Raw genomic sequence first — 17,655 nt, 5'->3', positions numbered from 1 at the left:
CAGATGAAGACACCATGCAGCAAAGAACGTATGAAGCCCGCCCCAGAAACCTCAAACTTTGGAAAATGCTAGTTTTGAAACCCCAAAAATTGGAAAAATCTAACGATTTTTCAGGATGCGTCTCCAATAGGCACCAGAGTTTATCGAAACTGCACCTGACATTCCGTAGTCTTTGTAAATCGCAATGACGTCCTGCACGAAAGAAGTCATGGATGTCTTTCTCTCTGAAGTGGCGAGTTCGTGGGCAGGTTGGGTTGCCTTATGGCCAGTGAGTGTTTCCCATAACTCAACTGCGGCGCGAACCGCTTCATCTCTATGCAAATTCGTCTGACGTCCACCCTTTTTCAATCGGTTCAGCGCGACCTCTATCTCCTCAGTTTTTTGTGTCCAAAACTCGCTGTTTTTCTGAAGAGAATCTTCGGTTGGTCCGATAGCTTCTATGAGGGCGTCAGCAAGTGTGATGTCTCTTTCTTTAGCGAGGTCATTTTCTGCGGCCAGTTCGATCATATCCATCCTTCGATTTGTATTATTGGCCGCAAAACGCCATTTCGATGCGTCGCCAGACTCGATAGCAGCCCGCTTCTTGCGAAAGATGTTTGCCGCCCCCCAAACGTTCGGAAAGCTACGGCTTAGTTCAATTGACTCGCCGACTTTTTCAGATTCAAACACAGCTATTTCTGAACATGCCTGGCAAATGTCGGCATCACATTCTTCAACGAGTTCTGCTGCAGAATAGATTTTGTAACAGATCGTTTCAGGTTCGACTTTCGGAAAGTGTGCTTTTACGACTTCCCAAACTCCCCAGACTTGAGACGGTGGCATGGCAGGGTTCCAATCTCCCCCTTCTTCCAAAAACTGTTCAAATGGGTCGACAACATCTCGCGGGAAAGGGTTTTTCTTGTCAGGCATTTTTCGCGATTTCAAGCGAGTGAATGTTAGAGGTTCGGCCGGTCGACAAAAAGTTTGCCCAACTGTTCATCATCGATCGTCGTCGTTTGATCAAATCCGACCTACGGTAAGCACGTTCCACCTCACTGCCGACGGCGTGGGCAAGAGCAATCTCTGCAATCTCTCTTGGATATCCATTTTCTGCCGCCCAATCTCTGAAGGTGGACCTAAGCCCATGCGGAACTGCGGGCCTTCCGCTTTTGGGATCAAGCCACCCAACTTGGCCCTGAACCAACGCGTTTTCCTGCATGCGGCGCATCACGGCGGATACCGACATGTCAGACAGTACTCCGCCTCTAGCGGAATGAAAAACGAAGTGAGAGTTTTCAAGTCTTGGCAGGGCTTCAAGTAGCTTAAGCGCTTCGTCAGTCAGCGGCACGCGGTGTTCGCGGCCACTTTTCATGCGGTTTGGGGGAACGACCCATAAACGTTTTTCAAGATTGATCTCTTGCCAGGTCGCGTCACGCACTTCACCGGATCTTGATGCACAGAGCGTTAGAAACTCTAGTGCGCGTGCTCCCATGCCATCCATTTCTCTCAGTTTTGCAAACCAAGCAGACACATCACCGATGTCTAGGGCCGGCCAATGACCGGACTTCGCAATTTTTCGAGGCGACGGGAGCAATTCCTTAAGGTTACCTGCCCACCTTGCAGGGTTATCACCACTGCGGTGGCCAGCAACAGTTGCCCAGGAAATGACAGCTTCGATCCTTCCTCTTAGGCGAGAAGCTGTCTCGGTCTTATTGTGCCAGATGGGCTGAAGCGTTCTCAAAATGTCCTGTGTTGTGATGTCAGAGACAAGCAAATGACCCAGTTCTGGTTCTGCATATTTTTTGAGAGTACTCGCCCATTGCTCTTTGTGTTTCTGGTTCTTCAGCTCCGATGCTTTCGCCTCAAGGTATCGTTGTACGGCCTCCGAGAAAGCCAGGTTTCTTTTTTGTGCAGCGATTAACCCCGACTTCAGTTCCCGTCGATGTTCGATCGGATCGACACCTTGCCGAACGAGATTCTTTGTCTCGCGAGCGCGTTCGCGCGCAACCGACAACGATATCTCGGGATAGCCACCAAGCCCTACGTCTCGCCGCTTATTCCCTATGGTTGTTCGCAAAATCCAGGTTTTTCCGCCTGTTGGCAGAAGTTGTAATGCGAGCCCCGAGACTCCACCGACAAAATGAAGTTTGTTTCCGTTGGTGCCATCATGTCTAAGTCGTTTGACTTCAATGGCGGACAGTTCTCGAGCTTTGCGTGGCAACCTTTTCACCCGTTTTTACACCCATCAATAAAGATGCTAACGAATGATACGAACGGTGACAACATAATTCATCGATCCAAAGTAACTCTCTGACGGAGTTAGCTATTTTTCTCTGAATGACACGAATTGAAACAACCGAATGGCGGACACCCTCACCGCCATTTTTTCAAGAAGCAAAGTCTGCGAGCGTCTAGGCGCTCACTTTCGACCTAATGCAGAAAACGTGTTAGCTGCGCCTAAAGGTCAAACTGAGCCGGATTTGAATGTCCGAATGCCAGCTTGTTGTTTAAATTTGAATCCATAGCCTTATCGGAAAGCCCTAGATCAGCACACGTCCAACCTCTATGTGTCCCATCCGAAAGCTGTTTGGGGACACACCCGTTTTGGATTTGAAGAACCTCGTAAAATGCCCTTGGGCGGAAAAGCCCAGGCGTTCGGATATTTCTGCGATGGTGATGCCGGGGTCGCTGAGCAGATGCGATGCGCGTTCACAGCACAAAGTGTCCAGGTATGTCCGCGGGGACAGACCAGTGCATTGGCGGAATCGCGCGTAGAACTGTGATCGTGACAAACCCACGCTGCGAGCGACTTCGTTCAGGTCCAGTTCCTTGGAAGGGTCCTGACGAAACGCCTTGACGGCCTTGCGAATACGGTGATCGCTGACAAAGGAGCGATTGGTGCTTTGCTCCGACATCACGTCCGTCTTCGAACACTGAAGCACCGACCAGACCAGATCTCGCAACAGCGTATCGAACTCTTCTTCGTCGCTATGCATGTCCATCAATTGATCGGCAAGCCCGGCCGCTTGTTCCTGCAGTTGGGGGCTGGCCGTCACCGCGGTCCTGGCAAATGGCAGATTTTTGAACCCGGCCAGGATTTGATTGCCATGCTCTCCAAACCACAAGGTGTCGACGTAAAGCGCCAGCAGGACCGTCGGCTCAGTGCCCGCTGGTCGTTTGTTTGAATGAACAACCCAGGGATTGACCAAGACGATTTGTGTGTCTGTGAGCTTGGCTTCCTCACCATCGACGCTGTAGGTCGTGTCAGGGCCCGAAATCTTGATCAGAGCGTGCACCTGAGAATGGGCGTGATCCTGCACCGGTTCGGTCGCTGACAACAATGCGACACGCCCAAACGCTCCTACGGCGATCCCCAATGCGTCAGCCACGGTATCCCTTCGGCCGTTACCACCAAAAAATCGGACAAAAAGGTAAATAGCACGAAACCGGGGCAAAGACCACTGATCAGGCCCGTGCCATCCTGCGTTCAACAAACAAGTGCTTACGCACACGAACGATGAGGAAACGGCCTTGGCCCGATTGCCAGAATTCTTGAACTCCGACTGCTATGTGGGCGGACAATGGATCTCCGCGGATGCCGGTGAGCGTCTTGATGTGACAGATCCTGCGACCGGCGAAACGCTGGCGAGCGTGCCGCGCATGGGCGGTGCGGAGACCGACGCTGCAATTGCGGCTGCGCAAGCCGCGTTCAAGGACTGGAGCGGCCGGACCGCAGCAGACAGGGCAAACGTGCTGCATGCCTGGGCTGGCGCGATGCGCGCCAACGCTGATGAACTGGCAAGCCTGCTGACCCTTGAGCAAGGCAAACCGTTGAGCGAATCCCTTGTCGAGATCGAGTATGCGGCGAGCTTTTTCAGCTGGTTCGCCGAAGAAGGCCGCAGACTTTACGGCGACATCATTCCGCCGCACCGCACGGATGCGCGCATCCTGGTCACGCGGAACGCGCTTGGTGTCGTTGGCGGCATTACGCCCTGGAACTTCCCGTCAGCAATGGTGACCCGAAAAGCAGCGCCTGCCCTTGCTGCAGGCAACTGCATGGTTTTGAAACCAGCCGAAGCCACTCCCCTGTCCGCTTTGGCGATCGCAGCGCTTGGGGACCAGGTGGGTGTGCCCGCAGGTGTCTTTAATGTCATAACGGGTGGTCGCGACGAAGCGCCCTTGATCGGCAAAGCGCTGATCGATAGTCCGCTTGTGCGCAAGATCGGGTTTACGGGGTCCACGGCGGTCGGCAAACAACTGATGCGTGACTGTGCCAGTGACCTAACGAAAGTGAGCCTTGAACTCGGGGGCAACGCCGCCTTTATCGTCTTTGATGATGCCGATCTGGAAGCTGCTCTTGAAGGCGCGCACATCTGCAAGTTCCGCAACTCTGGCCAAACCTGTATCGCGGCAAACCGCATCTTTGTTCAGGACGGAATACATGACGCTTTCGTTGAAGCGCTGTGTGCAAGGGCCGAAGGCATTCAAGTCGGTCACGGTCTTGAACGAAACGTCGCTCAAGGGCCGTTGATCGATGATCGCGGCCTGGCGAAGGTCGAACGCCTGGTGACGGACGCAAGCAACAAGGGCGCGGAAATCCGTGTTGGCGGTCAGCGGCACACAGCCGGTGGAACCTACTATCAGCCCACAGTCATGACGGGCGTTACGCCGGCAATGGACATTTCGCACGAAGAGGTTTTCGGTCCGGTCGCCGCGATCACCCGTTTCAAAAACGAGGAAGAGGCCATCGAGATGGCGAACGACACGCCATACGGACTGGCCGGTTTTTTCTACAGCCGTGACGTCGGACGGATATTTCGCGTCGCCGATGCGCTGAAAACCGGAATTGTTGGCGTCAACACGGGATTGATCTCAACCGAAGTCGCCCCCTTTGGCGGCGTCAAGGAAAGCGGGATTGGCCGTGAAGGGTCGAAATACGGCATGGAGGACTGGACGGAGCTGAAATACATCTGCCTCGCCGGTTTGGAGGCAGCGTCATGATCGTCGAAGAACGCATCTACACGCTGCATGTGGGCAAGGTTCCGGAATATCTGAAGCTTTACGAGGCTGAAGGTCTTGCCGTTCAAACCCGGATCCTTGGCAATCTTCTGGGCTACTACCAGGTCGAATTCGGCCCCCAGAACCAGATCGTTCATTTGTGGTCCTACGCCGATTTAGAGGATCGGCAAACACGCCGCAACGCGCTGGTCCAGGACCCGGACTGGACGAATTACGTCAAGAAAATCAGACCTCTGGTCCGACACCAGGAAAACAAGCTGCTGCTGCCTGCTCCGTTCATGCAGGCACGGTAATCGGTTCAGGCAGCTGCGCATTCGTCACGCGAACACTGGCGATCGAGGGAAAACACAAATGAAACTGCATTTGTTTGAGGACAATCTTTCTGACGGTCAGCGTGTTGCATTCGGCGAAACGATCGCCCGTGCTATCTATGTCACCGCAGGTGAAGTGACTGTTGACGGCAAGGTGCATGCCTATGACGAGGGCTTTGTCGCCAACGGACCTGTCACTTTGGTGGCCGGTGTTGAAGGCGCCTCGATCTGGCGCTGGGACCTGTCGGATACGCCGCCCCAGACACCTCCCCAGAATTCGGCAAGAAAACTGTCCGGCGAGATCCCGGCGCATCTGGCGGGAGACGGCAGTTTCCTGCGGCTTGACAGCGTGTCGTTCCCTCCCTCGGGCACAGCGATGCTTCACACCCATCAAGGTCCGGGCATCCGTTGTCTGCGCGAAGGCGGCATCCGGATCGACACGGACGGCATGTCGACATCGTTCGGCCCCGGTGGTGCCTGGTTTGAAGCCGGTCCGCTGCCAGTCTTTGCCCAGGCTGACCACACAATCCAGAGCCGGTTCATCCGCGCAATGGTCCTTCCGGATGCGCTGCGCGGCAAGTCTTCGATCCACTACGAGAACGAAGAAGACCGCGCAAAACCCAAATCCCAGACGTATCGCAACTTCGGCGAAATAGGACTGTCGCTGTGAACGAGATGCTCCACATCAAGGCCCTTTCCGGCGCCGAAACTCTGGTGGAATGCCTGCTTCAGCAAAAGGTTGACCAGTGTTTCCTGGTCCCAGGCGAAAGCTATCTTGCCGTGCTGGATGCACTGAGCGACGCTCCGCAGATCGACGTCACCGTTTGCCGCCAGGAAGGCGGTGCGGCGATGATGGCGGAAGCCTATGGCAAACTGACGGGTCGTCCCGGCATCTGCATGGTAACCCGGGGACCAGGTGCGACCAATGCGTCGGCCGGGCTTCACATCGCCCGACAGGACGCGACACCGATGATCCTGTTTGTCGGGCAAGTGGCGCGCGATATGCGCGAACGCGAGGCCTTTCAGGAAATCGACTACCGCAGAATGTTCGGTCAGGTTGCCAAATGGGTCGCGGAAATCGACAGTCCCGGGCGGGTTTCCGAGATGGTCTCGCGAGCGTTTCACGTCGCGATGTCAGGTCGCCCTGGGCCGGTCGTTCTGGCGTTACCGGAAGACATGCTGGTTGAAACGACGGATGTGATCCAACCAAAACTTGCTGCGGCTCGCGCGGCTGTGGCTGCGCCGACTGATGCCGACCTAACGACAGTTTTAGAAACTTTGGAGCGCGCTGCGAAGCCGATGATTGTCGTCGGCGGGGGTGCCTGGTCGGAACAGGCGCGCAACGATCTTGAGGCGTTTGCTTCAGACTGGGCGGTCCCGGTAGCCGCATCGTTCAGGTGCCAGGACTTTTTCGACAATACGCATTCCTGTTATGCGGGCGACGCGGGCATCGGTATCAATCCTGCGCTTGCCGAAAGCATCCGGTCGGCAGACGTCCTGATCCTGCTGGGCACCCGGTTCAGCGAAATGGAGTCCAGCGGTTACAGCCTGGTCAATATTCCAGGACCTTTGCAAAAACTCATTCACGTCTATCCGGACCCGGACGAAATCGGGCGGGTCTATGCACCGGATCTCGGTATTGCCGCGCCTGCAGCGGAAACCGTCAAGGCTCTGCGAGAACGTGGCGTTCCCGAAAATGGCTTGTCCGAGCGGCAGGCCCATGTCGCGGCTTGCAATGCCGATTACCGGGTCTGGTCGACCTTGCCGGACGGACGCGGAAAACTGGCCATGGCGGACGTGATGGCGCATTTGAAAGCGACCCTGCCAGCCGACACGATCGTGACCAATGGGGCCGGAAACTACACCGTATGGGTTCACCGGTTTTTGCACTATCGCCAACACCGGACGCAGCTCGCGCCGATTTCCGGGTCCATGGGGTACGGACTGCCGGCCGCCGTTGCAGCAGCCCGTGTCCATCCGGACCGCACGGTTGTCTGTTTTGCAGGCGACGGATGTTTCCTGATGCACGGACAAGAGCTGGCAACGGCTGTGAAGTACCGGGCTAATTTGAATGTTATCGTCGTGAACAACGGCATGTACGGCACGATCCGGATGCACCAGGAACGAAACTATCCCGGCCGCGTCAGCGCAACGGATCTGGTGAACCCCGACTTTGCAATGCTCGCGAAATCTTATGGGTGTCACGGGGAGACCGTTACCCGGACCGAACAGTTCGCCGCGGCGTGGGAGCGCTCTTGTTCCTATCCCGGTCCAAGCTTGATTGAGCTTCAAGTGGACCCGGAACTGATTACTCCGACACAGACGATTGAAGACCTGCGGCGCAGTGCGCAAGCCCGATAAGCGGCGCAGAAACTACGGGAACAGAACAATGGACCAAAGACATGTAGTCATCGTGACCGGCGGGGCCATGGGGATTGGCCGCGCCATTGCGGATCGCTTTGCAAGGGACGGTGCCGCCGTTGTGATTGCCGATGTTTCTGGCGCGGCCGAAGCGGCTGCGGAGATTTCGGCGACGGGCGCTCCGGCGATCGGGGTCTTCTGCGACATCTCCGACCCGGCGTCCTGCGAGAAAATGGCTACCGAAGCGTTGGATGCCTTCGATCGCATCGATACTCTGGTGAACAATGCCGGTCTTTATTCCACGCTCAAACTGACGGATTTCAGCGACATTTCACCCGAAGAATGGCAACGCGTTCTCAATGTCAACGTGATGGGTCAGGCCTTTGCCACGGCCGCTGTCTTGCCGGCCATGCAGGCGCAAGGTGCCGGGTCGATCGTGAACATGTCGTCGGGCACACCGTTCAAGGGTGTTCCCTACCTGCTGCATTACGTTGCCAGCAAGGGTGCCATCAATGCCATGACGAAGGCCTTGGCCAAGGAATTGGGAGCCTCAGGTATTCGCGTCAACGGCGTTGCACCCGGTTTCACGATGTCCGACGGCGTCAAGGCCAATCCGCACCAGATCGAGAAGCTCCAGGATATTTCGCAAAAGGCACGCGTCATCGCGCGTGACCAACAGCCCGAAGACGTCGTCGGTGCCGTGGCGTTTCTCGCTTCGCAGGACGCAGCCTTCATGACCGGTCAGACGCTGGTCGTGGACGGTGGGGCGTATTTTCACTGATCAAGACCAAACCAACGGGGAGGAAACAAATGAACCGCCGCAATTTTTTGAAAACAACGTCTCTTGCTGCTGCCATGCTGGCCGCACCGGGACTTGCGCGAGCCGCTGCTGAAAAAACACTCCGGATCGGAACGATCACGCCGGCCAGTCACTTCTGGACCCAGACAATGGACCGTGTCGGTACGTCTCTTGCGGAAAAGAGCGGCGGCAAGATCGAAACCCAGGTCTTCCCGTCCGGCCAGCTGGGCAACGAGGCAACCATGATCCAGCAGATCCAGTCCGGTGGCCTCGACATGGGGTTCCTGACTGTTGCCGAATTTTCCAACCGCATTGACGACATGGCGGCTCTGTTCACGCCCTATCTGGTGCAGAATGTGAGCCAGGCGTCGAAATTGTTGACCGGACCGACGGCAACTGGGATGCTCGACCAATACACCAAGCTTGGCATGAAAGGGCTCGGCTTCGGTCTGGGTGGCATGCGGCACCTGATCTCGCGTGAACCGGGCCTGACGTCGGCAGACCTTGCCGGGCGAAAATATCGCATCACACCATTTGCGCCGCTCCGCGATTTCTACGAACTGATGAATGTGGCCCCGACGCCGGTGCCCCTGCCCGGCCTGTTCGATGCTCTTGCCAACGGACAAGTCGATGGTGCGGACATCGACCTGGAGCTCGCCTGGAAGCTGAAGCTTTATGATCAGGCCCCCAACCTCACCATCACCAGCCAGATGATGTTCCCTGTCGTTGCGGTGGTGTCCGGCCGGTACTGGGCGGCTTTGAGCGACGAAGAAAAGCAGATGCTGTCGCAGTCCGTCTCCGAGCAGATCGATTGGCTCTTTGCGCAATACATCGAGTACGAGCCCAAATGGCTGGGTGATCTCAAGGGAACCGGGATAAATGTCGTCGATGCGGCGCCGGGATTCTTCGGAGACACGATCCCCGAATGGAAAGCCATCTGGGAACCCAAAGCGCCTTCCATCGCCGCCCTACAGGCAGAAGCAAATGCGCTAACGCAGTAAATGTGATCGCCCGCGTCACGGCGCGGGCGCTTTGCCCAAGGCCAAACCGACAGGGGCGCAGATGAATGTTTTGCTGAAAACATCGGACTGGATTGCAAAAATCGAGGCTGCCATTCTCAAGTTGCTGGTCGCCGCAGTGCTCTTGCTGATGATACTCAATGTCACAAGCCGAGCCGTGAACTGGTCCTTGTATTGGGTCGATGAGCTGGCAATCAACCTGATGGTTGTCTTCGCCTTTGTCGGTTCCAGCCTGATGTTTGCCCAAAGACGAAATTTTTCGGTGACGCTTCTTACAGATGCGGTCTCCAAAACCATGCGTCGCCGGCTGTCTATTGCCGTCCAGTGTGTCAATCTTGGCTTCGCGCTGTTTCTGGCCTATGCCAGCTGGGTCTGGTTCGACCCTCTCACTCTGGCGCGGAGCGGATTTGACCTGCAAACATTCTTCGAAAGCACGTTCAACAGCGTCTACCAGGAAGTGACCAACACAATCGGTGTACGCCGCTTGTGGTTCTTCCTGATCATGCCGGTCTTTGCGATCACGCTGACGATCCACAGCGCGGCGTGCCTTCTTCAGGACCTTCACGGCCCTCCTGAAAAAGGGGTTCGGCCATGATCACTGCTTTTGTGTTTGTGGTTCTGCTTTTCATCGGAGCACCTATCGGCATCGTTCTCGCGGTCTCGGCCATTGTCTATGTGCTGGACACCGGAAACGTGGCTCTCATCGGCTCCTATGCGCTTCAATTGCAGTCCGGCATCGGAAAATACGGTCTGCTGGCGATCCCGCTGTTCATGATGGTCGGTGAGATGATGAATGGCGGCGGCATCACCAGCCGTCTGATCGGGATGGCGCGGGCGGTTGTCGGAACAATGAAAGGCGGATTGGTCTATGTGAACATTCTCGCCAACATGATGATGGCATCAATCCTGGGATCGGCCACCGCGCAGATCTCCATCATGTCGAAAGTCATGGTTCCGGAAATGGAAAGGGCCGGATACCGGAAAACCTTTGCGGTTGCGACCACAACATCGGCGGGATTGCTGTCCCCGATCATCCCGCCCTCCATGATGTTCGTGGTTTATGGTGTGCTCGCCCAGATTTCGATCGGCGATCTCTTCATTGCGGGTATCGTCCCGGGTCTGCTGATGGCCGCCGGCTTCATGGTGGTGATTTTTCTGATCGGTCTGGTTAGCCCGTTCCCTGTCGCTCCGCCGTTATCTAAGCAAGAACGGATCGGATTGCTTCGCGACGGATTGCTGACGCTGGTCATTCCCGTTTCGATCATCGGGAGTATCTTGTTCGGCATTGCCACCCCAACTGAATCCGCGGCCATCGCTGCAGTCATGGCCTATCTGATCGGCAAGTTCTTGACGCGCGAACTCTCGGACCGGGAAATCCCGAAAATGCTGCTGACGGCCGGCTCCAACGCGGCGCTTGTGCTCTTCATGGTGGCAACGGCAAACGTCTTCAGCTGGATTCTGATTTACGGGCAGATACCTCAAAGCCTTGCCGAATGGGTGGTCACCGTTGCCGAGAACCCGATCCTGTTCCTGCTGCTGGTCAACGTGATCATGCTGGCGGTGGGCATGATCATCGACGGCATTCCGGCCCTGATCATGGTCGTGCCGATCATTCTGCCGGTAGCAACATCCGTATATGGAATCGATCCCTATCATCTGGGCGTCGTTCTGTGTCTGAACCTGACACTCGGACTGGTGACACCTCCGGTTGGTGTCGCGCTTTATGTTGCCGCGACCGTCTCCAACGTGAAGGCCGGTGCGATCTTCAAGTCCGCACTCCCTTTTGTCGGCGTTGCGGCCCTGGTGGTGGTCTTGCTCAGCGTTTTCCCCGGAATGGTCTTCCGCTGAGAAAGAATGCGCAGACCTTGAAGCGTGTTCGTCGCGTGGGATTCAGGAGAACACACGCGACTGTTTTCGATAAACAATAGCGTTTCCAGAACAAATCACCGACGCTCGGACCTTTAAGCTCTGTTTTCAAGCTGGCTTTATTGCTCCTGCCCTGTCCCTTAGGCGTGCGACGTGATGCAAGATTTTGAGATCGATTTACCTGCGTCTGTGGATCCTGATGCGGTCATGCGTGCCGTCGAAAATGTCTGCGCCAAGGAAGCGCTCGATGCCACGCTTAAGACCACTTTGAAAAAGTATCCTGGCTGCGTGCACTGGCACTTCAAGAGGCGCGACGAGCGCGGCGTCCTGGAGGTGACCTGGTGGGCGCGCGACGAGGTCGCCAAACCTTCACGCCTTTGGCTTTCAATTCACGGCAATCGGCAGGCCGACTGGATACTTGAACTCATGCCGCGATTGGGAAAACTGATCGAGGCTGAGATATCGGCGTGACGTCAGGCTCCACAAGACTAGGTTCAGTCGTTCCTTAGTGCGTTCCCTTTCGTGCTGCCTTGTAGGGCTTTGCCCTTCAGGCTGCGGGTTCTTGCGATAATCTTGAATCCTAAACCTCGGTGCCTAAGGCACATTCAAGCCGAAGCGGTTGCAAAACAACCGTTTTTCCAATTTATGATACTTAGGGTCAGGACACATTATTTCGGGAGGTTCCGAACGCAATGACGGCAAGGCGAGATCGGCACGCCGATGATCTGGTTTTCTCCATGTATGACGCGGCTTTCGATCCGTCGCTTTGGCCCGATGTTCTCGACCGCTGCGCCGAAATTGCCGGCGCGAGAAGTTGCTCGATTTTCGAATACGCCGAAAACCTGCCCAAAAGACCCTTTCTGATCACTCACATGTGCGGGTCGTTTTCTGAAAGGGCTATGGACGATTACGTCCACGACAACCTGCAGCAGGAAATAGCTGATCGTTCCGTTGCCAAGTCGATCATATCGATGAAGGACGATATCGAAGCACTCAGCGACGAGCCCGTCTATGATGACTATGACGAGTTCCTGTCTCGTCCCAATGTCCGGTCGCTTATGGAGATTGGTCTCAGGCATCGGGTGATTGCGTTCCTGAACAAGGACAATCTCAATGTCGGGCAATTCACCCTCCAGTATCCGGATGGTCGCGGTCCGGCGCTTGCCGAAGAACTGTCCGTTCTCAACAAGGTGCTGCCACATCTTGCAAAAGCCATCGATCTCAGCCGGCCAACGCAGCATCTTGCCACACACAGGCTTCAGCTTATGGCTGCGATGGACAGACTTGCCCTCGGGATTTGCGTCCTCGATGCCAAGGGCCGGATTGTTCAGGAAAACGAAGAATTCAGGCGCCAGCGAAAGGACACCGGTGTCTTCGTCAAAGCCCCTGGCGGCGCATTGCAATTCAGTCGAGACGCCGATCAGAAACGGTTTGAGGAACTGAAATCAGACGTCCAAAATCACGGCCAGTTCGGCGCCAGACCCCGGAAGGAAGTGATTTCCAACCGGAACGGTGAGCATCTCTGTATCGAGTTGCAGCATCTGAACAAGGCCGAAGAGATCGGTTCCGGTGAATTCGCCGGATATGTGCTGCACAGTCTCGATACGACAAAACCCGTCAGTCTCGACCCCTACCCGGTTCAGAAAATCTTTGGTCTCACACAGGCCGAAACGGCACTTGTGCTCCAACTGGCAGAGGGGCAGACAAACACCCAAATCGCGGAGCAAAACAACCGGGCTGTTGCCACAATCCGCAACCAGGTCAACGCGATCCTGACCAAGACTGGCTGTTCAACCCGCACCCAGTTTATAAGATTGCTCATGAGCTTCGGCGCAAATTACCTAGCCGATGACTAGAGGCAAAACCACTGACCGATTTCTACCCACCCCTGCCTGTTTTTTAACCAATTGTCAGTCTGGCGTTCCTTGCAACGAAGAACGCCTAAGCGCGCCTCTCCTCTAACTCACTAATTTAAAACACGTAATTCCACCATCCGAAAAACTGGCACACCGCTTGCGATGTTCCGTTCGTGCAGCGCGCCTAGGGATCCGGTCGATGACGACGCAGGACCGAGAGGTGCAAGCCGGACGTTTATAGGCAATGGCCGACATAGTCCGGTGACACGGCGGGACAAAAACCCGGGAGACAACTGCACGAGGTTTCGCGCGCGCGAGCCTGCTCCCGGACGTGCGCAAGAAACTCAAAGACTCATACCCGGAAGGTTCCTTCCACCGGGCTGAAGACAGGAGACGCGCACAGATGCTGAAATCACTCTTCAAAGCTTCCCTACTCGCGGCCGCGCTTTCGTTGCCGCTCTCCGTTCCCTCCGTTCAGGCCGAGGAAAAGAAGGACTTCAAGGTCTGCTGGTCGATCTATGTCGGCTGGATGCCCTGGGGCTATCTTCAGGACAGCGGCATCATGAAGAAATGGGCCGACAAATACGGGATCGACGTGGAGATCGTGCAGATCAACGACTATGTCGAATCGATCAACCAGTACACGGCAGGCGAATATGACGGCTGCTCCATGACCAACATGGACGCGCTCTCCATTCCGGCCGGTGGCGGTGTCGACACCACGGCACTGATTGTCGGCGACTATTCCAACGGCAATGACGGCATCATCCTGAAAGACAAGAGCGGACTTGCCGATATCAAGGGCCAGACCGTCAACCTGGTCGAGCTCTCGGTTTCCCATTACCTGCTCGCCCGCGCGCTCGACACCGTAGATCTCAGCGAAAAGGACCTGACCGTCGTCAACACGTCGGATGCGGACATGATCGCGGCCTATGCCACCGACGATGTGACCGCCGTTGTCACCTGGAACCCGCTGCTGTCTGAAATCGAGGCGCAACCAAACGCGACCAAGGTCTTCGACAGCGCCGGCATTCCGGGCGAAATCATCGACGTGATGATGGTCAACACCGAAACGCTCGCCGACAACCCGGATTTCGGCAAGGCACTAGTTGGTGCCTGGTATGAATTGATGGCGATCATGTCGTCTGACTCTGAAGAAGGCATTGCCGCCCGCACCGCGATGGCGGAAGCTTCGGGCACGGATCTGGCAGGCTACGACGCCCAGCTCGCGACGACGAAAATGTTCTATACGCCCGCCGAGGCCGTCGAATTTTCGAAAGCCGCCGAACTCTCGGCGACTATGAAATTCGTTGCCGAGTTCCTCTACGACAAAGGCATTCTCGGCGAAGGAGCACCGAGCCCTGAATTTGTCGGCGTCGCCTTCCCGGACGGGTCGGTTTACGGCGACACCAACAACGTCAAGCTGCGCTTCGACGCGAGCTTCATGCAAATGGCGGCTGACGGCGCGCTTTAAGCGACGGGTTTTACCAACGGGTCCGGCCGGGTTCGGCCGGACCCTCCTCTCCGACAGCCCTAGGATCCCAAATGCGCATCATCAACCGGAAACCGTCCCGGGTGACCGCACTGGCGCTTGGCCTTCTGCCCTTCCTGGCAACAGTCGTGACCTACGCGATTGCGAGCCACTACCGGCGGCTTGAGAACCCTGCGGACAAGCTTCTGCCCTCGCTGGAAAGCATGGGGGCCGCATTCTGGCGCATGGCGGCGGTTCCGGACCGGCGGTCGGGCGATCTGCTCTTGTGGATCGATACGTTCGACAGCCTGTGGCGGCTTGGCAGCGGTATGGCCGTTTCCACGTTGCTGGCTCTCACAATCGGGATCGCCATTGGCTTCATTCCCCATATCCGCAGCACGCTGGCGCCCTATCTGGCGACTTTCTCGCTGATCCCGCCGATCACCATCCTGCCTATCCTCTTCATTACATTCGGGCTGGGAGAGGTTTCCAAGATTGCGCTGATCGTGATCGGAACCGCGCCGATAATGATCCGATCCACCGCACAGGCGGTGCTGGACATCCCAAGGGAAATGATCATCAAGGCGGAAACGCTCGGCGCATCCGTTTGGCAGATGATCACGCGCCTCGTCATTCCGCAGGTGCTGCCGAAGCTGATAACAGCTCTCAGGCTGGGACTGGTGCCGGCCTGGATATTCCTGATCTCGGCTGAAGCGATCGCGTCAACGACCGGTCTCGGCTACAGGATCTTTCTGGTCCGACGCTACCTCGCGATGGACGTGATCCTGCCGTATGTCGTCTGGATCACCCTGCTCGCCTTCCTGCTCGATCGCCTTCTTCTGTTGATCTCGCGACGGGCCTTCCGCTGGCATCATCTGGGTGGAGATGCCCTATGAACGAGGCCGCGAAAAAACTTTCCGTCAAGGCTGTCTCCAAGTATTACGACGGCACCCCGGTTCTCGAGCGGGTCGACCTGGACGTCGAAACCGGATCGTTCTGCACAATTGTGGGGGCATCGGGATGCGGCAAGTCGACCTTCCTGCGCATGCTCTTGTCACAAGAGCATCCAACGCGGGGTGAAATCCTGCTTGACGGCAATGCCCTGCCCGAGGAACCGACACCCGATCGCGGGATCGTCTTTCAGAAATATTCGGTGTTCTCGCACCTTACCGTTGCGGAGAACCTCATTCTGGCGGGTGAATTTGAAAAATCACCCTTTACCGGAAAGCTCTTCGGCGCCTCAAAGCGCGCTGCCATCGCCGAAATCGAAGAGCTGCTGGAGCGGATCGGCTTGAGTGCTGCGGCCAACAAATATCCGGTTCAGCTTTCCGGCGGCATGCAGCAGCGCCTTGCAATTGCCCAAGCGCTGGTGAAGAAGCCGAGCATATTGCTTCTGGACGAACCCTTCGGGGCGCTTGATCCGGGCATTCGCGTCGATATGCATGCGCTTTTGCTCAGTCTCTGGCAGGACCTCAACATGACCGTTTTCATGGTCACGCATGACATCCACGAGGCCTTCAAGCTCGGCACGCGTCTGCTGGTTTTCGACAAGATCCGTCACGATCCGCAGGCCCCGGAAGCCTTTGGTGCGACGATCACCTATGACCTTCCATTGGCTGCCCCCGTTACGGGACCGGAGACAATTGATCCCGAAACCATTGCAGGATCAATCGCGTCAAAGCCGGCCGCCAACACATCTAATCCTTCAAACAGCAAACAAACATGAGGAACGTCCATGCCAATTCCTGACCCATTCGGCCCGGCCACACGGCATAAAGCAGCCGGTTCCATGATGCGGCAGCCGGCGGCCAGACAGCATCATCCGGATTTCGACAAACTCCAGCTTCGCGGTTGGAAGGCGGCTGAAAAGGAAGGCACCCTGCCCTCAGCGGCCTGGGAGAAGGAAAAGGCCTGGGCGCTTCGCATGGGGCTCACCGGATCCGACAGCTTGACTGACAAGTCGATCCCGACATTTGCGCGCGGTGAGCTGCCGCATTATGCGGGCATCAACACGTTCCTGAAAGCGCCTTATATCGAAGACGTCACACAGGTCGGGGCCTATGATGCAGCTGTCATCGGCATTCCGTTCGACGGCGGCACCACCTACCGGCCGGGCACCCGTTTCGGGCCGCAAGGCGTGCGTAAAATCTCCGCGCTCTACACGCCCTACAACTATGAAATGGGCGTCGACCTGCGCGAACAGATGACGCTCTGTGATGTTGGTGACATTTTCACGATCCCGGCCAATATCGAAAAGACTTTCGATCAGATCACCCGCGCCGTGTCGCATGTTGCCTCGTCCGGGGCTTTGCCGATCATGATCGGCGGCGACCATTCCATCGGGTTTCCGTGCGTGCGCGGCATAGCAGAATGCACATCCAAACGCATCGGCATCGTTCATTTCGATCGGCATATCGATATCCAGGAGAAGGACTTGGACGAGCGCATGCACACAACGCCGTGGTTTCATGCCACTGATCTCGTCAACGTTCCAGCGGTGAACCTGGTCCAGATCGGGATCGGTGGCTGGCAGGTTCCGCGCGAGGGCGTTGAAGTTGCCCGCGAGCGCAACACCAACATCTTCACGATGCGGGATGTGGAAGAGATGGGCTTGGCGGAAACCGCAGCGCGGGCGCTGGAACTTGCGTGGAAAGACGCTGATGCGGTCTATATCTCCTTCGACATCGACAGTGTCGACTGCGGCTTCGTGCCCGGCACCGGCTGGCCCGAACCAGGAGGCTTCCTGCCGCGCGAAGCACTGGAACTCGTGTCGCTGGTCGCCAAGGAAGGCATCTGCGGACTTGAAGTTGTTGAGGTGTCGCCGCCCTATGACTGCTCCGACATCACCGCACTCCTGGCAACGCGAGTGATCGTGGATGTGCTCGGCACGCTTGTCTCCCACGGCAAAATGGGCGCTCACAAGTCGATCATCAACAAACCGGTTTCCATTCCAGCCGGTCCGGACGTGGAGTGA

At 56.6% G+C, this 17,655-nt stretch carries 17 protein-coding genes; 14 read left to right on the top strand and 3 right to left on the bottom strand.

Translation table 11 applies throughout. The features are described 5' to 3' along the window. Positions 1-99: 99 nt before the first annotated feature. The 3 genes from RBB47_RS10160 to RBB47_RS10150 all read right to left on the bottom strand — a co-directional run bounded on the left by RBB47_RS10160 (position 100) and on the right by RBB47_RS10150 (position 3,368). Positions 100-909, bottom strand: coding sequence for a hypothetical protein (locus RBB47_RS10160; protein ID WP_305985667.1), 810 nt, complete (start codon positions 907-909; stop codon positions 100-102). Beyond that, entirely contained in the window at positions 902-2,200 is a 1,299-nt protein-coding gene (locus tag RBB47_RS10155; RefSeq protein ID WP_305985666.1) for a tyrosine-type recombinase/integrase, read from the bottom strand. The genes RBB47_RS10160 and RBB47_RS10155 overlap by 8 nt, the downstream gene beginning before the upstream one ends. A 319-nt stretch (positions 2,201-2,519) precedes the next feature. Beyond that, a complete protein-coding gene (locus RBB47_RS10150; protein ID WP_305985665.1) occupies positions 2,520-3,368 on the bottom strand; it encodes an AraC family transcriptional regulator in 849 nt (282 codons plus the stop codon). A gap of 142 nt (positions 3,369-3,510) precedes the next feature. On the opposite strand from RBB47_RS10150, the gene RBB47_RS10145 reads away from it, so the two are divergent. The 14 genes from RBB47_RS10145 (at position 3,511) to RBB47_RS10080 (ending at position 17,655) form a co-directional block, all read left to right on the top strand. Next, on the top strand, positions 3,511-4,980 hold the full coding sequence (locus RBB47_RS10145; RefSeq protein ID WP_305985664.1) for an NAD-dependent succinate-semialdehyde dehydrogenase: 1,470 nt from the start codon (positions 3,511-3,513) through the stop codon (positions 4,978-4,980). Beyond that, entirely contained in the window at positions 4,977-5,291 is a 315-nt protein-coding gene (locus RBB47_RS10140) for an NIPSNAP family protein (RefSeq protein WP_305985663.1), read from the top strand. Before RBB47_RS10145 ends, RBB47_RS10140 begins: the two co-directional genes overlap by 4 nt. Positions 5,292-5,349: 58 nt before the next feature. Next, positions 5,350-5,979, top strand: coding sequence for a hypothetical protein (locus RBB47_RS10135; protein ID WP_305985662.1), 630 nt, complete (start codon positions 5,350-5,352; stop codon positions 5,977-5,979). A gap of 5 nt (positions 5,980-5,984) precedes the next feature. Beyond that, entirely contained in the window at positions 5,985-7,670 is a 1,686-nt protein-coding gene (locus RBB47_RS10130) for a thiamine pyrophosphate-binding protein (protein ID WP_305985681.1), read from the top strand. Positions 7,671-7,698: 28 nt separating this feature from the next. Then, entirely contained in the window at positions 7,699-8,451 is a 753-nt protein-coding gene (locus tag RBB47_RS10125) for an SDR family NAD(P)-dependent oxidoreductase (protein WP_305985661.1), read from the top strand. A 29-nt stretch (positions 8,452-8,480) separates the two neighbouring features. Beyond that, complete coding sequence (locus RBB47_RS10120; protein WP_305985660.1) at positions 8,481-9,470, top strand: TRAP transporter substrate-binding protein; 990 nt, start codon at positions 8,481-8,483, stop codon at positions 9,468-9,470. Positions 9,471-9,531: 61 nt separating this feature from the next. Further along, positions 9,532-10,083, top strand: a complete 552-nt coding sequence (locus RBB47_RS10115) for a TRAP transporter small permease (protein WP_305985659.1) — start codon at positions 9,532-9,534, stop codon at positions 10,081-10,083. Then, on the top strand, positions 10,080-11,336 hold the full coding sequence (locus RBB47_RS10110; protein WP_305985658.1) for a TRAP transporter large permease: 1,257 nt from the start codon (positions 10,080-10,082) through the stop codon (positions 11,334-11,336). The genes RBB47_RS10115 and RBB47_RS10110 overlap by 4 nt, the downstream gene beginning before the upstream one ends. Positions 11,337-11,507: 171 nt before the next feature. Continuing rightward, positions 11,508-11,825, top strand: coding sequence for a hypothetical protein (locus RBB47_RS10105; RefSeq protein WP_305985657.1), 318 nt, complete (start codon positions 11,508-11,510; stop codon positions 11,823-11,825). A gap of 221 nt (positions 11,826-12,046) precedes the next feature. Then, positions 12,047-13,210, top strand: coding sequence for a helix-turn-helix transcriptional regulator (locus RBB47_RS10100; protein WP_305985656.1), 1,164 nt, complete (start codon positions 12,047-12,049; stop codon positions 13,208-13,210). A 403-nt stretch (positions 13,211-13,613) separates the two neighbouring features. After that, positions 13,614-14,684: a putative urea ABC transporter substrate-binding protein gene (locus RBB47_RS10095; RefSeq protein WP_305985655.1), complete on the top strand. Its 1,071-nt coding sequence runs from the start codon at positions 13,614-13,616 to the stop codon at positions 14,682-14,684. A 71-nt stretch (positions 14,685-14,755) separates the two neighbouring features. Continuing rightward, a complete protein-coding gene (locus tag RBB47_RS10090) occupies positions 14,756-15,577 on the top strand; it encodes an ABC transporter permease (protein ID WP_305985654.1) in 822 nt (273 codons plus the stop codon). Further along, a complete protein-coding gene (locus RBB47_RS10085) occupies positions 15,574-16,407 on the top strand; it encodes an ABC transporter ATP-binding protein (RefSeq protein ID WP_305985653.1) in 834 nt (277 codons plus the stop codon). The genes RBB47_RS10090 and RBB47_RS10085 overlap by 4 nt, the downstream gene beginning before the upstream one ends. Positions 16,408-16,470: 63 nt before the next feature. Continuing rightward, the gene (locus RBB47_RS10080; RefSeq protein WP_305985680.1) at positions 16,471-17,655 is read left to right on the top strand and encodes an agmatinase family protein; all 1,185 of its coding nucleotides are present in this window, start codon (positions 16,471-16,473) and stop codon (positions 17,653-17,655) included.

Origin of the sequence: Roseibium sp. MMSF_3544 (genome assembly GCF_030732845.1) — a bacterium.
Lineage (GTDB): Bacteria > Pseudomonadota > Alphaproteobacteria > Rhizobiales > Stappiaceae > Roseibium.
The sequence above is the reverse complement of the archived record's forward strand: the minus strand, read 5'-3'. Positions and strand labels throughout refer to the sequence as shown.

Excerpts from the sequence above, each read along its gene's own strand:
- RBB47_RS10160 (WP_305985667.1), bottom strand. The coding sequence starts at position 909 with ATGCCTGACAAGAAAAACCCTTTCCCGCGAGATGTTGTCGACCCATTT.
- RBB47_RS10140 (WP_305985663.1), top strand. The coding sequence starts at position 4,977 with ATGATCGTCGAAGAACGCATCTACACGCTGCATGTGGGCAAGGTTCCG.
- RBB47_RS10135 (WP_305985662.1), top strand. The coding sequence starts at position 5,350 with ATGAAACTGCATTTGTTTGAGGACAATCTTTCTGACGGTCAGCGTGTT.
- RBB47_RS10130 (WP_305985681.1), top strand. The coding sequence starts at position 5,985 with ATGCTCCACATCAAGGCCCTTTCCGGCGCCGAAACTCTGGTGGAATGC.
- RBB47_RS10125 (WP_305985661.1), top strand. The coding sequence starts at position 7,699 with ATGGACCAAAGACATGTAGTCATCGTGACCGGCGGGGCCATGGGGATT.
- RBB47_RS10120 (WP_305985660.1), top strand. The coding sequence starts at position 8,481 with ATGAACCGCCGCAATTTTTTGAAAACAACGTCTCTTGCTGCTGCCATG.
- RBB47_RS10115 (WP_305985659.1), top strand. The coding sequence starts at position 9,532 with ATGAATGTTTTGCTGAAAACATCGGACTGGATTGCAAAAATCGAGGCT.
- RBB47_RS10110 (WP_305985658.1), top strand. The coding sequence starts at position 10,080 with ATGATCACTGCTTTTGTGTTTGTGGTTCTGCTTTTCATCGGAGCACCT.
- RBB47_RS10100 (WP_305985656.1), top strand. The coding sequence starts at position 12,047 with ATGACGGCAAGGCGAGATCGGCACGCCGATGATCTGGTTTTCTCCATG.
- RBB47_RS10095 (WP_305985655.1), top strand. The coding sequence starts at position 13,614 with ATGCTGAAATCACTCTTCAAAGCTTCCCTACTCGCGGCCGCGCTTTCG.
- RBB47_RS10090 (WP_305985654.1), top strand. The coding sequence starts at position 14,756 with ATGCGCATCATCAACCGGAAACCGTCCCGGGTGACCGCACTGGCGCTT.
- RBB47_RS10085 (WP_305985653.1), top strand. The coding sequence starts at position 15,574 with ATGAACGAGGCCGCGAAAAAACTTTCCGTCAAGGCTGTCTCCAAGTAT.
- RBB47_RS10080 (WP_305985680.1), top strand. The coding sequence starts at position 16,471 with ATGATGCGGCAGCCGGCGGCCAGACAGCATCATCCGGATTTCGACAAA.